We start from the raw sequence: 15545 nt of genomic DNA, 5'->3' as shown, positions 1-15545 counted from the left end.
TTATGGCTGTAAGAATTTTAATTGCTGACGATGAAAAACCAATTAGAGATTCGTTGAAGATGGTTCTTGAGGACGAAGGTTATACGACCGACGTAGTTGGTGACGGCGAAGAAGCTCTCGAAAAAATTAAATCGGATAAATACGATATTGTCATTACAGATATAAAGATGCCCAAAATTGACGGTATCCAGTTGCTCGAACAGGCATCGAAGATTTCTCCCGAAACCTTTTTTGTGATAATGACTGCCTATGCGTCGGTCAATACTGCAATCGACGCATTGCGTCAGGGAGCTTACGACTATCTGATTAAACCCGTGGAATTTGACGATTTGATTATTAGAATAAAACGACTCCTCGACTATAAAAACCTTGCATTTGAAAATAAATCTCTCAGGCAGAGAATATCGACTGAAGCCGATTTTACTAATCTGATTGGTAAAAGCGAGCCGATGCGCAAAGTCTTTTCGATTATTACTCAAGTTGCTCCTACAAACAGCAACGTCCTTATTATCGGTAAAAGTGGTACGGGTAAAGAACTTGTTGCTAAGGCAATTCATTATAACAGCAACAGAAGGGACAAGGTTTTCCTGCCGATTAACTGCGGAGCAATTTCAGAAAATTTGATTGAAAGCGAATTGTTCGGGCATAAAAAAGGATCATTTACAGGTGCTACCGAAGACAAAATTGGACTTTTTAAAGTGGCAGACGGTGGAACTCTTTTCCTCGACGAAATTGGTGACCTCCCATTGAATATGCAGGTTAAGCTCCTCAGGGCAATCGAAGACAGAGCGTTTATTCCCGTCGGCGGAGTTAAGCCCGTCAGTACCGACGTTAGAATTATTGCAGCTACAAACCAGAATCTTTACGAAAAAACAAAAACAGGCGAGTTCAGGGAAGACCTTTATTATCGCTTGAACGTTGTTGAAATTAACCTTCCGTCTTTAAGCGAAAGGAAAGAAGATATTCCATTGCTCGTCAATCATTTTATTGAAAAGTACAGCAAGGAAATGGGCAAAAAGATAATTGGGACAGATAACGATACGATGCGAATATTATTGAATCACGAATGGCCAGGCGGAGTAAGAGAGCTTGAAAACGTTATTGAAAGAGCAATTATTTTCAGCAGCAAGGAATTAATTACCGTCGAAAATTTGCCCGAATATTTGAAAGGTGTTCCTATGTCACACGACTACCCTGACTCGCTCAAAGAGGCAATGCGTAGTTTCGAACGCGAACACATTCTTAAAGTAATGAAAAAATACGACTATAATAAGGATGAAGTTGCTAAAGCTCTCGAAATTGGACTCTCGTCTTTATATAGAAAAATGGACGAATTAAACATCCCAACTAAATTGCAACAAGAAGAAGAAAATCTCTAAGGAGTGAATCATGGAAAAAGATTTCGGGATTAGCGGATTTATCGAAAAAGATAATTACCAGTGGGAAAATGTAGGCGAAGGCGTTAAAAGAAAAATTCTTGGATACGACAGGGACCTGATGCTGGTTCTGGTCGAATTCGATAAAGACGCTATAGGTTATACTCACAAACACCCACACAAACAAATCTCATACATCGTCAAAGGTTCATTCGAAGTCGAAATTGAAGGCGAAAAAAAAGTACTTAAAGCCGGCGATGTATTCTTTGTTAAACCAAACCTAAATCATTCGGTTCATGCACTCGAAGATAGCGCGCTTATCGATGTGTTCAATCCTTACAGAGAAGATTTTATAAAACATTAAGGTCAAATATGAAAAAGTTGATTTTGTTAATTGCATTTCTAATTACTTACTCGGCAGTATCAGCTCAGATAAAAATTCCTTACATTCATCATCAATTACCTAACGGACTGAATGTTATACTGCACGAAGACCATACAACTCCCACAGTTTCTGTTAATGTCTGGTATCATGTTGGTTCTGGCTACGAAAAATTGGGGAGAACTGGCTTTGCCCATCTTTTTGAACATATTATGTTCGAAGGATCTAAAAATGTAAAAGAAGGAGAATTCGATAAATTGCTCGAAGCTGCTGGCGGACAAAATAATGGTTCAACTACAGAAGACAGAACTAATTATTACGAAGATGTTCCGTCGAACGCACTTGAACTTGCGCTCTTTCTCGAATCCGACCGTATGGGGTATTTACTCGACGCAATGACACCCGAAAAAGTTAATGGACAGAGAGAAGTTGTTAAAAACGAGAGAAGACAAAGTTACGAAAACAGACCTTATGGACTTGCCTGGGAAACAATCTATAAGAATCTCTATCCGCAAGGTCATCCTTATTCATGGCCTGTTATTGGTTCTATGGCAGATCTCGACGCAGCAACTTACGAAGATGTAGTCGAGTTTTTCAAAACTTATTATGTGCCAAACAATGCTTCGCTCGTAATTGCCGGCGACATTAATCCAGAAGAAACATTGACTCTGGTTGAGAAGTGGTTCGGAGAAATTCCGGCAGGCAAACCAGTACCGCCGTTAAATCCTGCCGCAGCCGTATTGAACGAAAATAAATTTATTACTCAAGAGGATAGGGTTCAACTGCCCCGACTCTATATGGTCTGGATAACACCGCCACGTTTTGCACCGGGCGATGCCGAAATGGATTTGCTTGCAAATATTCTTGCTGGCGGTAAAAACTCAAGATTATATAAAAGACTTGTCTATGAACTCCAGATTGCCCAGGATGTTTCTGCATTTCAAAGTTCGTCAAAATTATCTTCACAATTCTTTATTATTGCAACGGCTCGTTCTGGTCATAATTTGAACGAAATCATGTCGGTAATTAACGAGGAAATTGATAGGCTAAAATCTGAAAATCCGACTGAAAGGGAATTACAACGTGCAATTAATCAGTACGAAGCTTCCTTTCTCAGGAATCTTGAAAAACCAGGCGGCTTTCGCGGAAAAGCCAATCAATTGAACGAGTACTTTTATTACGCAAACAATCCGGATTATGCTAACGAGGATTTTAATCGTTACAAGGCACTGAGTACTGACGATTTGAAAAATGCAGCACGTGTTTTTCTAAAGAAACAAGGGAAAGTTGTATTGAGCATCGTTCCAAAGGGGAAAACTGAACTGGCAGCAGTCGAACAGACGGAGGAAAGATAAAATGAAAAATTTAACATCGATTTTCGTAATGATATTGATAGCATTAAATCTCAATGCGCAAAAAGCTGACAGATCAAAACCTCCGCAGTTACCACCACCCAAAGGATTGCAATTGCCCGCTGTGCAGGAATTCACACTTCAAAACGGTTTGAAAGTCTACCTGATGGAAAAACATCAGGTTCCTCTTATCCAGTTAAATTTGATTTTGAGGACTGGTTCTTTGAACGATCCTGACGGCAAAGAAGGACTATCCGATATTGTATTCGACATGCTCGACGAAGGTGCCGATGGAATGAACGCACTCCAGATAGCAGATGAAATCGATTTCCTTGGGGCTAATCTTAATATAAGTTCTTCTCTTTTTACTTCGAACCTAAACTTGAATGTCCCTGTATCAAAAATTAATGATGCTCTCGAAATATTCAGTAAAATATTACTCAAACCGGATTTTCCTGAAGCTGAATTGAGTAGATTAAAAAAAGAACGACTTACTACTTTAATGCAATGGCACGATCAACCGAATGAAATTGCCAGAGTAGCATTCAATAAATTGTTGTTTGGTAATCATCCTTATGGAAGAAATGAGGTCGGGACTGAAAAATCGATTAAAAATATTACACGGGATGATATCATCGATTATTACAAAAAGTATTTTACACCGGACAATTCGTTTATTGTAACGGTGGGGGATATTGATAGGAGCGGACTCGAAAAATTATTGAATGAATATTTCTCCAGCTGGAATAAAAAGGGAGATTTCAAACAAAAAATTGAAATGCCGTTAAACGGGAATCCAGGGAAAATATTTTTAATTGATAAACCTGGTGCTGCTCAGTCGGTAATTTATATCGGTGATGTTGCCCCTTCGCGTACTACGCAGGATTATTATTCGATCAATGTAATGAACACAATCCTCGGTGGCTCTTTTACATCCCGACTAAATAATAATTTGAGAGAAGAACACGGTTATACTTACGGTGCAGGTTCCAGATTTGTATTGCGTCCGGTTGCTGGATATTTTATCGCTTATTCGTCGGTACAAACTGATGTGACAGACAAAGCGTTGCGGGAATTTTTTAAGGAATTAAATGGAATTCGTCAGCCGATTTCTCAGGAAGAAGTTGACAGGGCAAAAAATTATACTGCTCTCGGTTACCCTAATAATTTTCAAACAGTTGCAGGGATTGCAGGTGAGCTGGAAGAATTAGTCTATTACAATTTGCCGAAAGATTATTTTAATCAGTATATCGATAGGATTCTTTCTGTTAAAGACAAAGAGGTAAAAAGTGCCGCAGAAAAATATATTAGACCAGACAAAATGATAGTAGTCGTTGTTGGAGATAAGTCGCGAATTGCTGAAGGAATAAAAAAACTGAATCTGGGTGAAGTTATCGAAATGACGGTGGAAGATGTTTTGGGCAAAGTTCCAGAGCTGTAATAAGTTTTGATTAGTCAAGATTTATTAATTTTTATGATCACCAAATTAGAAAGCTCTAAATGCAGGCAAGCTAGGGCAAAGGATAAGTAATCCATGAGCTTTAGCTTGCTTTTCAGTTATAAGCATAGTTGTTTTGAAACATGGCTAAATTAGTATCAAACGTTTTTAATAAAGATGAGTTATTGTGTTAATTTTTCAGTTAGTTCATAATTAATTTATCACCTATCAACCATTAACTCCCAAACCACAAACTCCAGAACTAAGAACTCTTTAACAAAGAACTCCTGAACTAAGAACTCCTGAACAAAGAACCCCCAACCACGAACCACATCCTTACTATTTCCTAATCCCCAATCCCTAACCCCTAACCCCTAATCCCTAATCCCTAATCCCTTACTCACCAATAATAGTAACGACAATATTTCTCGGACCGCCTTGATTGCGATGCTCGCATAAATAGATGCCCTGCCAGGTGCCAAGATTCAATCTACCGTTTTTAATCGGAACTGTGAGCGAGCTTCCGAGTATAGAAGTTTTAATGTGTGAAGTCATATCGTCCGTACCTTCCAGCGTGTGCTCGAAAAGCGAAGCATCTTCAGGAACAAGACGGCTGAAATATTTTTCCATGTCGCTTCGAACAGTAGGGTCGGCATTTTCATTTAAAGTGAGCGATGCAGAAGTATGTTTGATAAATATATGCACAATACCCACAGTAACATTTTTTAGCTCTGGTAGATAACTCAAAATTTCATCGGTTATAAGGTGGAATCCGCGTCTTCTTGGTTTTAATGTTATTTCCTGTTGACGGAACATTTACTCCTCCTTTTATTAATTCCAAAAATAAAAAAGTAAAATTTTATTTTTGTCTGTAACAATTGCGGAGGAATTATGAACACGTTAGAAGCCCTTTTAACAAGGCGAAGTATAAGACGGTATAAAAATCAACCGGTCGAAAAGGAAAAAGTCGACAAGATTTTGAAAGCGGCAATGTATGCCCCATCTGCACACAACAGTCAGCCGTGGCATTTTATTGTTATTGATGATAGAGAAACATTGAACAAAATAGCAGAGCTGCACCCGTATGCAAAAATGTGCAGGGAGGCACCTCTCGGAATACTTATTTGCGGCGACAGACGACTCGAAAGCCTCGAAGGGTACATTGCATTGAATTGTGCCGCTGCAACCGAAAATATTTTACTGGCTGCTCACGAACTCGATTTAGGTTCGGTCTGGATTGCAGTTTATCCGAGAGCAGAGCGAATCAATATTTTCAAAGAGCTCTTCGGATTACCTGACAATATCCTGCCGGTGGCTATGGTGGCAATTGGTTACCCCGACGAGAAAAAAAATCAACCCGAGCGTTTCAAGCCGGAACGTATTCATTATAACGGCTGGTAATTAATTTGTTGCGATAGGTCAATCTTTCCATTATTTTGGAACTTTAATAAAAACGGTGATGCAATGCAATCGATCGAATGGACGGAACAACTTCGTTTTTTAGTTGCACTTGCTCTCGGTTTTTTGGTGGGGCTCGAAAGAGAATCCACTAAAGGAAAACAGAAAAAAGTTATCTTAGGCGGAATCAGAACTTATCCAATAATAAGTTTAATGGGATTTGGATGTGCCTGGCTCTATAAAATTGGAGTGGAGGCAATTCTGCCACTCGGACTTGTTGCAATTTCTGCATTGACGGTAATATCGTATTTTTCAAAATCGCAATACGATAAATACGGCGTAACAAGTGAAGTAAGTGCGCTTGTAACATTTATTATAGGTGCACTGGCATTGCTCGTTGATATCTGGGCTTCGATGGCTCTTGGAATCATTAGCACAATTTTACTTTCTGAGAAAGCGAGGCTGGAATTCTACGTCGACCGTCTCGACCGAGTTGAGTTTCTTGCGGTTCTTAAATTCCTGCTGGTAACTCTAATCATTCTACCTGTTTTGCCCGACAAGAATTACACTCAATTTAATATTAATCCATATAAAACATGGCAAATTGTAATTATCGTTTCTACAGTAGGATTTGTAGGATATATTATTTCAAAGCGTTTGGGTGCTCATGCCGGTTTTCGAGTTTCAGGTCTGGTGGGTGGAATTGTATCGAGCACCGCCGTCTCAATTGCTTACGGCAGGATGGCTCAAAAGAACGAAAATCTATGGCATCCGGCTCTACAGGGCGCTCTCGTTGCTTCGAGCGTAATGTATATACGTGTACTTGTACTTATTTATATAATTAATTCGGCAGTAGTTGAATATATCTGGCTTCAACTAACTTTTCTAAGTCTGGCTGGATTTATTATTTCGTTTGTCAATGGAAATAAAACCGCAACCAAGAGGTCGATAATCGATCAAGAGATACAAAACCTTCAGAATCCTTTCGAAATACGACCGGCCATTTTATTTGCCGTGTTGTTTCTGGGACTTTCAGTAATTACAGGCTTGGTTAAAAATTACTTTGGCAGTTCGGGAATTATTTCACTTTCTGCAATCGTCGGGATTACGGATATAGACCCATTTATTTTATCGCTGGTAAGCGGCGATATATTCGGAGCTCAAATAATTGCAGCATCGATTTTAATTGCGATGATGAGTAATTCGATTATGAAAGGAATTTATTTTGGGACGATGGTTAAACAAGCTCGCAAGGATGTGTTAATACGATTCGGTCTCCTGGCTGTTTTACATATTCCTGTAATTGTAATGACACTATTTAACTTGAGGAATTATGTTTCTTAGAGTGAAAGCAAAGATTCAGTGAAATATAAGTATTTTGAAATAGTACGTAGAAAACCGGACCAAGAACGGATATCGGATTCATAAAAGTTATTGCGAGCCATATTGTGTACGAATTATTTTTTTGTCCTAACGACTGACTTGCCTCAGAAGCATATTCCTTTCCTCCTATAAACCAGCCAAGTATAAAGAGGAATGCACAGATTAAAGCTGTTATAAAGCCAATCTGATAAACCAGCGTCAATTCCGATGTAAAATTATTGCGTATATAATTTGAGGCTCCTGATGTTGCTAAATAAACATTTACTACCAGTATGTAAAACGAGATGTCCTTCAGATCAATTAACTTTTCCCATAAAGGAACGCTTATTGCTTTTATTAATCTTGTCAGAATCAAAGGAATTGTGAACGTAACCAGTACAGGTAATAAAATGTCGTTAAATGTAATATTGTTTCCGCTGTCGATAATCAAAGGTAGAATAAAAGGGAGTATGATTGTAATTACTACGTTGGTAAGCACCAACGAAAAAAGAGTGAATTCTACTTTCCCATTTTTCAGACTTATAATAACCGGAGCTGCAATGGCAGTTGGGGCTATGGCTGTTATGAATGCCGTTTGCGCAAGTAATTTATCGAATGGATAAATCAAAAAATATGATATAAGAGAAGCTGATATCAAAGAAATTAATATGATGAAATGCTTAATGTTGATAATATTCTTATCAATTTTAATATCGAGGAACGAAAAGAAGAGCAACGCCATTAATAAATAACGAATTAAAAAGGTAAATCTATGTCCGTAAGGGAAAAGGATACCTGCGGTAATTGCGACAATAAGGAGTAAATTTTTCATAGCAACTATCTGAAAATGATGGTTTTCTTGCCGTATTGAAGAACGCGGTTGTTGACGTGTAGATCTACGGCGCGTGCAAGCACCAAACGTTCGAGGTCGCGTCCTTTTCTGATTAAATCTTTCAAAGAATCCTTATGAGAAATTCTTATAACATCCTGCTCGATAATGGGACCTTCGTCCAGTTCTTCCGTTACGTAATGACTTGTAGCGCCAATTAATTTGACTCCTCTTTCGTAAGCTTTTTTATAAGGGTCAGCTCCACTAAATGCCGGCAGGAATGAATGATGTATGTTGATAATATTATTTGGATAGTGGGCAATAAATTCAGGAGTAAGAATCTGCATGTAACGCGCCAAGATTATCGACTCGATATTATGTTCTTTTAATAATTCGAGCTCCTTTTCCTCCTGATCGCGTTTGTTTTCTTTCGTTATTGGAAAACAGTAAAAGGGAATATTATACTGACGGGCAATTACTTCAAGATCGGGATGATTCGAAATGATAAGTGGTATTTCGGCATGAAGTTCATTGTTCCTGTAACGCCAGAGTATTTCAAGCAGGCAATGGTCATATCTTGATACGAATATGGCAAGGCGTTTTTTTTCCTCGCTCAATTTAATATCCCAGTTTGCGTTAATTTCTTCGGTCAATTTTTTGAATTCATTAATAAATTCATCGGTGACATTTGCCTGTCCGTTTAATTCCCATTCGATCCGAATGAAGAACATTTTCTCGTTTTTGTCGACATGCTCGTCCAGATCGATAATGTTTGCGTCCCTCTGGAATAAGAACTGTGATATTTTAGCCACAAGACCTTTCCGGTCTGCACACGATAAAATTAATGTAGCACTACTCATCTCTTCACACAAATATTTTTTTTCATCTGTAAATTACGAAAAAAAGTTGCTAAATTTGTAAGTAAACGCTGAAGTTAACGTTCAAAAGGAGGACTTAATGAAATCTTTAATTCTTTTTTTGCTAATTCCACTCTTTTTAACAGCGCAGGACAAACCAAAACAATTTACAATAGATCAATGCGTCAGAGAATTTAACTGGGAAGATACTGTCGGTACAAAAGTGGGATACCAGTTCTGGTTTGTCGATAAAAATTTTCTCGACGGACGCACGCTCAAATTGAGTGTTGTTGCACCTCATAAAGCCACACACGCACCCCATAAACATGCTGAAGACGAATTCTTTTTTGTGCTGGAAGGAATTGCCGAATTTTATCTCGACGGCGAAACGAGAATCGGTAAACCATATTCGAGTTTTTATTGTCCACCTAACAGCATGCACGGCATAAGAAATGTTGGCGATACGGAATTAAAATATCTTGTAATAAAAAAATATAACACGAAATGAAAACAAAATTATTTTTTATTGCCTTTCTGATTTTTGCCGCACCTCTCTTCGGGCAGTACAATTTTATTAATATCTGGAATGGCATTGCGCCCGGATCTTCAGATACATTAAAAGAAGAAAAATACAGCGACGAAAGATTCTGGTCTGTTGCACAACCTGGTCTGGTTTTCTACAAATCACCTCAGTCAAAAGGGATTACTATGCTCGTTTTGCCAGGAGGAGGATATCATCATCTGGCATTTGTAAAAGAAGGCGTTGCAATTGCAAAATGGCTAAACAAACGGGGCATCGACGCTTACGTTTTAAAATATCGACTTAATCCTGAAGACGCCCTCGACGATGCTCAAAGAGCAAATTGTTTTATTAGGAGCAAAACTAAAGGTGAGAAAATAGGGATAATTGGATTTTCTGCGGGTGGTCACCTTGCCGCAAATCTAATGCTTTCACCCAAACGTATCTTTATCGATTCAATCGATAACTATAATTATAAACCCGAATTTGCCGTACTGATTTATCCATGGTTCCAGAATCTTTACGAAAAAGTAACTGGTGAACTTCCACCCTTATTTATTGCGCACGCTGCCGATGATACGAGAGTGCCTATTCAGGAATCCTTGAATTTTGTAGATGCTTGTGTTAAGAATAATGTATTTCCTGAAGTGCATATCTTTTTTGAAGGTGGACACGGCTTCGGTATGGAAAAAGAAAACGGTTATGCGGCTTCGGAATGGCCGCAACTGCTCGAAAAATGGCTGGTCAATAAAAGAATACTAAGTGTAGGTGGAGATCTAAAATGAAATTTGTCAATATTGTTATTGCTTTTGCTTTCTTTGTATTACAAGGACAAGCACAAGATAAAAAGGAAATAATCGACGTATCGGGATTTGACAACAGTGCACATCACTGGTACGATATAAGCGCAGAAGACAATATAATTGAACCAATCGAAAATCAACCGAGATACAAACCATGGCAAATCAAAGAGATTGCCGACAACATTCTGCTTTATCAAAAAGAAAATGGAGGCTGGGCTAAAAATTATGATATGCTTGCCATCCTGACTGAAGAACAAAAAGAAGCGCTCTTGAAATCAAAAGATATGACCAATACAACTTTTGATAACTGGACAACACACACTCAGGTGGAATATCTTGCGCGCGCTTACGAAATTCTTAAAGATGAACGTTATAAAGTTGCTTGTCTAAAAGGCATCGAATTTATTTTAAGTGCTCAGTACTCAAACGGCGGATGGCCTCAGTTCTATCCGGATACGAGCGGATACAGAAAGTATATTACTTTTAACGACGGCGCAATGGCAGGCATAATGAGAGTACTCTACAATATTGTGAAGAAAGTGCCTCATTATTCTTTTGTGGAAAAAGATTTATACGAAAGGTCAAAGGTTGCATTTGAAAAAGGTTTAAGGTGTATTCTCGATTGTCAGATAAAAGAAAACGGTAAATTATATGCCTGGGGGCAGCAGCACGATAATGTTACGCTCAAACCTCAAAAGGCGCGCACTTACGAATTGCCTTCAATTGCCAATCAGGAAAGTGCTGACCTTGTATTGTTCTTGATGGATATCGACGATCCTTCGCCCGAGCTTATCAATGCAATTGAAAGCGCGGTAAGTTGGTTCGAAGAATCAAAAATCAAAGGAATACGAATCGAAGAAAAAAAGATTGAACCGAAAAAATACAAATGGAGCACACTAAGTATCGACCGCATTGTAGTTGAGGATTCTACGGCTCCGCCGATCTGGCCCAGGTATAGCGAGCTTGTAACTCATAAACCTTTATTTTCTAATCGCGACGGCAAAAAAGTCTACTCGCTCGCCGAAGTGGCTCACGAAAGAAGAGCCGGCTATTCATGGTATACTTACCTGCCACAACGTGTACTCGATAAATATCCAGAATGGAAAAAGAAACTTGTAAAGGAATAAATTGAGGAATAACCATGACAAAAAATATTTTAATTATCCTGATGTTATTGTTTTTAATGGGCTTTAATATGCCGCAGAATAAAATTAAGATAGTCTGCTTTGGCGATTCGATTACACGCGGTGCGGGTGTGGAAGGCAAAGAATGGGTGGAAAAATTGTCAGCGCGGTTCGATAAAATAACTTTTGTTAATGCTGGTAGAAATGGCAGAAAAACCTCTGATCTAAATGAGCTGCAGCCGGTAATCGACAACAACCGAGATGCCAATTATTTTATTATTTTATTGGGAGTAAATGACTTGAAAAACGGCAACGACAGCCTCGTAGCTCTTTGTGTGCAAAACCTCGACAGCATGGTTACTAAAATCAAATCGGAGATTCCTGCTGCAAGAGTTATTATCGCATCACCGTGTAATATCAATCTTGAGACGATGAACGAGACTAACAGAAAAAAGTTATATAACGATGCCACTCAAACTTCATTAATAAAATTAAATGAAGAATATAAGAAACTGGCGGAACGTCGGGGTACGGAGTTCATTCAACTTTATGGAAAAGTAAGCCCCGAAAATTTTTTGGATGGTCTCCATCCGAATGAGAAAGGGCACGAAGAAATTGCAAATGCCATTGCTGAATATATTTCAACCATGATAAAATAAGCCTCTCTACAAGGGATTTTAACGATTCCAGAAAAATTAAAAGTTATCGTCTGCGAAAGGGGAATCTAATCGTAGATTCCCATTCCAGGCTTGCTCCATTTAAAAACGATTGAGCTCTTAAAAATCACGACAAAAACTGCAAAATGTGTACGGCGGCATTATTAGAAGAAAATTTTTTTTATTTTTGTAAAGAATAATAAACAAGGGGAAATTTAAAATGACTGCAAATTTTGATATGATAAAAAGCGTATATGATAATTTTGTAAATAAAGTTGAAAAAGCGCGAAGGGTTGTCGGTAGACCTTTAACTTATGCTGAGAAGGTACTCTATTCTCATCTGGCGGAAGAACCGACACGTGAATTTATACGGGGCAAGGACTTCGTCGATTTTTATCCCGATAGAGTTGCAATGCAGGATGCAACAGCACAAATGGCATTGCTTCAGTTCATGCACGCAGGTAGAAAAACTTCGGCCGTTCCTGCTACAGCGCATGCCGATCATTTAATTGTTGCACAGAACGGTTCTAAAGAAGACCTGGAAAAAGCAATCGAAGAAAACAGAGAAGTTTACGACTTTCTCGAAAGTATCTGTCAGAAATACGGTGTTGGATTCTGGAAGCCAGGCGCTGGAATTATACATCAAGTCATACTCGAAAATTATGCTTTCCCTGGTGGCATGATGATCGGTTCGGATTCGCATACCCCGAATGCTGGTGGACTCGGTATGATTGCAATTGGCGTCGGCGGTGCCGATGTAGTAGACGTTATGGCTGGAATGCCGTGGGAATTGAAATGGCCTAAATTAATTGGTGTTAAATTAACTGGTAAACTTTCGGGCTGGACAGCCCCGAAAGACGTGATTCTTAAATTGGCTGGAATGCTTACTGTAAAAGGAGGTACAGGAGCAATTATTGAATATTTCGGTGAAGGCGCCAATTCAATTTCGTGCACAGGAAAAGCTACGATTTGTAATATGGGTGCTGAAGTAGGTGCCACAACATCAATCTTTCCTTTCGACTTAAAAATGGCAAATTACCTGCGTAAAACCGATAGAGAAGACGTTGCAGAACTTGCCGAAAAACTCGCTGACCAGTTAAAAGCTGACGACGAGGTTTATGCCAATCCAGAAAAATACTTCGACCAACTTATCGAAATTAATTTAAGTGAACTGGAACCACATATTAATGGACCTTTCAGTCCCGACCTTGCCCATCCTTTATCCAGAATGAAAGAAGCTGTCAAGGAAAACAATTACCCGGATAAAATTAGTGTGGCTCTAATTGGAAGCTGTACAAACTCCAGTTATGAAGATATCGACAGGGCGGCAAACATCGCCAAACAAGCACTGGCAAAAGGATTGAAAGCAAAGTCGCAATTTACAATAACACCCGGCTCTGAACAGGTACGCGCTACTATAGAACGCGACGGACAACTTCAGATATTGACAGAACTGGGTGGTAAAGTACTTGCCAATGCATGTGGTCCATGTATCGGAATGTGGAAGAGAATGGATATTAAAACTGGCGAGAGAAATACAATTGTTAATTCGTTCAATCGTAATTTTGCTAAAAGAAACGACAATAATCCCGAGACATTTTCGTTTGTTGCAAGTCCAGAAATTGTGACAGCTCTGGCAATTGCTGGAAGTTTATCATTCAATCCTGAAACCGACACACTTAAAAACGAAAAAGGAGAGGAAGTAAAACTCGATCCTCCTTACGGTGATGAATTGCCTTTGAAAGGATTTGTTAAAGATAATAAAGGTTATCTTGCGCCAACACCCGACGGCTACAAAACCGAAGTAAAAATCGACCCGAAGAGCGAACGATTGCAGCTTCTCGAAAGGTTCGAAGCCTGGGATGGTAACGATTTCATCGATATGCCCTTGCTGCTGAAAGCAAAAGGTAAATGTACAACCGACCACATTTCGCCTGCCGGTCAATGGTTGAAATACCGTGGGCATCTCGACAATATTTCGAAGAATTTGTTCCTCGGCGCAGTCAACGCCTTTACTGGTAAAACTGGTGAAGCTAAAAATCTTTTTACAGGTGAATATAAACCAGTTCACGAAGTAGCACGTGAATACAAAGCCAGGGGACTTGGCTGGGTAGTCGTGGGCGACGAGAATTACGGCGAAGGTTCTTCACGTGAACATGCAGCAATGGAACCGCGCTACCTCGGAGGCAAAGCTATTATTGCTAAAAGTTTTGCACGTATCCACGAAACTAATTTGAAAAAACAGGGAATGCTACCCCTTACTTTTGCCGAACCCTCCGACTACGATAAAATCCAGGAAGATGATAAAATCAGTATTGTAGGACTAAAAGAACTTGCACCCGAAAAACCAGTTAAAATGATAGTTAAACACAAAGATGGTACACAGGAAGAGATCATGCTAAATCATTCATTTAGTGAAGGACAGATTGAATGGTTTAAAGCTGGCAGTGCATTAAATCTAATTGCTGAGAAGAATAAATAGTTTTATGGAAAAAAATAATAAATGAAAAGCCGGGGATATATTTCGTCTCCGGCTTTTTTTACATCTTCTTTTTAGTCGTTTGATATAATCAAAGTAAACCTCTATCAATAATCAAAGATCATTCTCTATGTACAATTGTAGCGCTTGCCTGTCGTGCAGCCAGGAGTGTGATCTGTGCAATGTTAACATGCGGTGGGCGCGAAGCACAGAATATTACAGCGTTGGCCACATCATCGCCCGTCAATGGCACTATGCCTTTGTAAACATTCTTCGCTTTTTCTTCGTCGCCGTCGAAGCGGACGCGGCTGAAATTCGTTTCTACCAGTCCAGGGTCGATTGTGCTTACACGGATATTTTTGTCTATTGTGTCCATTCTCAATGACTTTGTAATTGCGTCGACAGCGTGTTTTGTGGCGCAATAGACTGCTCCTTTTGGATATGCTTCGTGTCCGGCAATTGAACCAATGTTTATTATATGTCCACTCTGCCTTTCGACCATTCCTTTCAATACTTCATGAGTAACGTAGAGCAGTCCTTTAACGTTTGTGTCGATCATAATATCCCAGTTGTCGGGATTGTCCTCATAAAATTTATTCAATCCTTTAGCAAGTCCGGCATTGTTAATTAGAATATCAATTTTTTGCCATTCTACGGGTAGCTCTTCAACAAATTTTTTTACTTCATTGCGATTACGTACATCGAGTTTACCGGTATAGACTTTAACGCCGAATTTTTGTTTTATGTCCTCAGCTATTTCATCGATTAATTCCACTCTGCGCGCCGATATGATCAAATTGGAACCTTCGCGTGCAAATGCATAAGCGCACGATTTCCCGATTCCAGATGTTGCGCCTGTGATGAAAACTATTTTGTTCTTTAGTGACATATATACCTCGTTAAATTGCATTAAAATTTTTACAAAATTAATAAATATAATTTTTGCAAGCAGAAATAAATAATAAAGAT

Annotated in this window: 15 protein-coding genes; 11 read left to right on the top strand and 4 right to left on the bottom strand. The window is 39.0% G+C overall.

All coding sequences use genetic code 11. The annotated features are described in order from the left end of the window. The first annotated feature begins 2 nt into the window (after window positions 1–2). The 4 genes from ACSSV9_RS05235 to ACSSV9_RS05220 are packed head-to-tail and all read left to right on the top strand — an operon-like array spanning window position 3 to window position 4551. Window positions 3–1379: a sigma-54-dependent transcriptional regulator gene (locus tag ACSSV9_RS05235; protein WP_437346186.1), complete on the top strand. Its 1377-nt coding sequence runs from the start codon at window positions 3–5 to the stop codon at window positions 1377–1379. 28 nt (window positions 1380–1407) lie between these two features. Continuing rightward, window positions 1408–1740 (top strand): cupin domain-containing protein, encoded by a 333-nt coding sequence (locus tag ACSSV9_RS05230; RefSeq protein ID WP_437346417.1) that lies wholly within the window; start codon window positions 1408–1410, stop codon window positions 1738–1740. An 8-nt stretch (window positions 1741–1748) separates the two neighbouring features. Next, window positions 1749–3113 carry a M16 family metallopeptidase gene (locus ACSSV9_RS05225; protein ID WP_437346185.1) on the top strand — a complete coding sequence of 455 codons (1365 nt, stop codon included), beginning with the start codon at window positions 1749–1751 and terminating at the stop codon, window positions 3111–3113. A gap of 1 nt (window position 3114) precedes the next feature. After that, window positions 3115–4551, top strand: a complete 1437-nt coding sequence (locus tag ACSSV9_RS05220) for a M16 family metallopeptidase (protein ID WP_437346184.1) — start codon at window positions 3115–3117, stop codon at window positions 4549–4551. A gap of 393 nt (window positions 4552–4944) precedes the next feature. On the opposite strand, the gene ACSSV9_RS05215 is transcribed toward ACSSV9_RS05220, so the two are convergent. Continuing rightward, window positions 4945–5364, bottom strand: a complete 420-nt coding sequence (locus ACSSV9_RS05215) for a secondary thiamine-phosphate synthase enzyme YjbQ (protein WP_437346183.1) — start codon at window positions 5362–5364, stop codon at window positions 4945–4947. A gap of 75 nt (window positions 5365–5439) precedes the next feature. On the opposite strand from ACSSV9_RS05215, the gene ACSSV9_RS05210 reads away from it, so the two are divergent. Both ACSSV9_RS05210 and ACSSV9_RS05205 read left to right on the top strand, forming a co-directional pair. Beyond that, window positions 5440–5949, top strand: coding sequence for a nitroreductase family protein (locus ACSSV9_RS05210; RefSeq protein WP_437346182.1), 510 nt, complete (start codon window positions 5440–5442; stop codon window positions 5947–5949). A 63-nt stretch (window positions 5950–6012) separates the two neighbouring features. Further along, on the top strand, window positions 6013–7290 hold the full coding sequence (locus ACSSV9_RS05205; protein WP_437346181.1) for an MgtC/SapB family protein: 1278 nt from the start codon (window positions 6013–6015) through the stop codon (window positions 7288–7290). Here ACSSV9_RS05205 and ACSSV9_RS05200 read toward each other — a convergent pair. Both ACSSV9_RS05200 and purU read right to left on the bottom strand, forming a co-directional pair. Continuing rightward, the gene (locus ACSSV9_RS05200; protein WP_437346180.1) at window positions 7265–8140 is read right to left on the bottom strand and encodes a hypothetical protein; all 876 of its coding nucleotides are present in this window, start codon (window positions 8138–8140) and stop codon (window positions 7265–7267) included. The genes ACSSV9_RS05205 and ACSSV9_RS05200 overlap by 26 nt on opposite strands. Before the next feature lie 5 nt (window positions 8141–8145). After that, window positions 8146–8997, bottom strand: coding sequence for a formyltetrahydrofolate deformylase (gene purU / locus ACSSV9_RS05195; protein WP_437346179.1), 852 nt, complete (start codon window positions 8995–8997; stop codon window positions 8146–8148). Window positions 8998–9094: 97 nt separating this feature from the next. On the opposite strand from purU, the gene ACSSV9_RS05190 reads away from it, so the two are divergent. From ACSSV9_RS05190 to ACSSV9_RS05170, 5 genes are all read left to right on the top strand, one after another. Further along, complete coding sequence (locus ACSSV9_RS05190; RefSeq protein ID WP_437346178.1) at window positions 9095–9502, top strand: cupin domain-containing protein; 408 nt, start codon at window positions 9095–9097, stop codon at window positions 9500–9502. Beyond that, window positions 9499–10299 (top strand): alpha/beta hydrolase, encoded by an 801-nt coding sequence (locus ACSSV9_RS05185; RefSeq protein WP_437346177.1) that lies wholly within the window; start codon window positions 9499–9501, stop codon window positions 10297–10299. Before ACSSV9_RS05190 ends, ACSSV9_RS05185 begins: the two co-directional genes overlap by 4 nt. After that, window positions 10296–11444, top strand: a complete 1149-nt coding sequence (gene pelA / locus ACSSV9_RS05180) for a pectate lyase (RefSeq protein WP_437346176.1) — start codon at window positions 10296–10298, stop codon at window positions 11442–11444. Before ACSSV9_RS05185 ends, pelA begins: the two co-directional genes overlap by 4 nt. Window positions 11445–11458: 14 nt before the next feature. Beyond that, window positions 11459–12100, top strand: a complete 642-nt coding sequence (locus ACSSV9_RS05175; protein ID WP_437346175.1) for an SGNH/GDSL hydrolase family protein — start codon at window positions 11459–11461, stop codon at window positions 12098–12100. Between the two features lie 217 nt (window positions 12101–12317). Continuing rightward, complete coding sequence (locus ACSSV9_RS05170; protein WP_437346174.1) at window positions 12318–14579, top strand: aconitate hydratase; 2262 nt, start codon at window positions 12318–12320, stop codon at window positions 14577–14579. A gap of 118 nt (window positions 14580–14697) precedes the next feature. Here the strand turns inward: ACSSV9_RS05170 and ACSSV9_RS05165 are convergent, their stop codons facing one another. Next, window positions 14698–15465 (bottom strand): SDR family NAD(P)-dependent oxidoreductase, encoded by a 768-nt coding sequence (locus tag ACSSV9_RS05165; protein ID WP_437346173.1) that lies wholly within the window; start codon window positions 15463–15465, stop codon window positions 14698–14700. Window positions 15466–15545 lie beyond the last annotated feature (80 nt).

The sequence above is a fragment of the Melioribacter sulfuriphilus genome (genome assembly GCF_051488685.1).
Classification (GTDB): Bacteria; Bacteroidota; Ignavibacteria; order Ignavibacteriales; family Melioribacteraceae; genus Melioribacter.
This window is presented reverse-complemented; position numbering and strand designations above follow the sequence as displayed.

What these genes read in the sequence shown, in the direction of transcription:
- ACSSV9_RS05235 (WP_437346186.1), top strand. Translation starts at nt 3, where the DNA reads ATGGCTGTAAGAATTTTAATTGCTGACGATGAAAAACCAATTAGAGAT.
- ACSSV9_RS05225 (WP_437346185.1), top strand. Translation starts at nt 1,749, where the DNA reads ATGAAAAAGTTGATTTTGTTAATTGCATTTCTAATTACTTACTCGGCA.
- ACSSV9_RS05220 (WP_437346184.1), top strand. Translation starts at nt 3,115, where the DNA reads ATGAAAAATTTAACATCGATTTTCGTAATGATATTGATAGCATTAAAT.
- ACSSV9_RS05215 (WP_437346183.1), bottom strand. Translation starts at nt 5,364, where the DNA reads ATGTTCCGTCAACAGGAAATAACATTAAAACCAAGAAGACGCGGATTC.
- ACSSV9_RS05210 (WP_437346182.1), top strand. Translation starts at nt 5,440, where the DNA reads ATGAACACGTTAGAAGCCCTTTTAACAAGGCGAAGTATAAGACGGTAT.
- ACSSV9_RS05205 (WP_437346181.1), top strand. Translation starts at nt 6,013, where the DNA reads ATGCAATCGATCGAATGGACGGAACAACTTCGTTTTTTAGTTGCACTT.
- ACSSV9_RS05200 (WP_437346180.1), bottom strand. Translation starts at nt 8,140, where the DNA reads ATGAAAAATTTACTCCTTATTGTCGCAATTACCGCAGGTATCCTTTTC.
- purU (WP_437346179.1), bottom strand. Translation starts at nt 8,997, where the DNA reads ATGAGTAGTGCTACATTAATTTTATCGTGTGCAGACCGGAAAGGTCTT.
- ACSSV9_RS05190 (WP_437346178.1), top strand. Translation starts at nt 9,095, where the DNA reads ATGAAATCTTTAATTCTTTTTTTGCTAATTCCACTCTTTTTAACAGCG.
- ACSSV9_RS05185 (WP_437346177.1), top strand. Translation starts at nt 9,499, where the DNA reads ATGAAAACAAAATTATTTTTTATTGCCTTTCTGATTTTTGCCGCACCT.
- pelA (WP_437346176.1), top strand. Translation starts at nt 10,296, where the DNA reads ATGAAATTTGTCAATATTGTTATTGCTTTTGCTTTCTTTGTATTACAA.
- ACSSV9_RS05175 (WP_437346175.1), top strand. Translation starts at nt 11,459, where the DNA reads ATGACAAAAAATATTTTAATTATCCTGATGTTATTGTTTTTAATGGGC.
- ACSSV9_RS05170 (WP_437346174.1), top strand. Translation starts at nt 12,318, where the DNA reads ATGACTGCAAATTTTGATATGATAAAAAGCGTATATGATAATTTTGTA.
- ACSSV9_RS05165 (WP_437346173.1), bottom strand. Translation starts at nt 15,465, where the DNA reads ATGTCACTAAAGAACAAAATAGTTTTCATCACAGGCGCAACATCTGGA.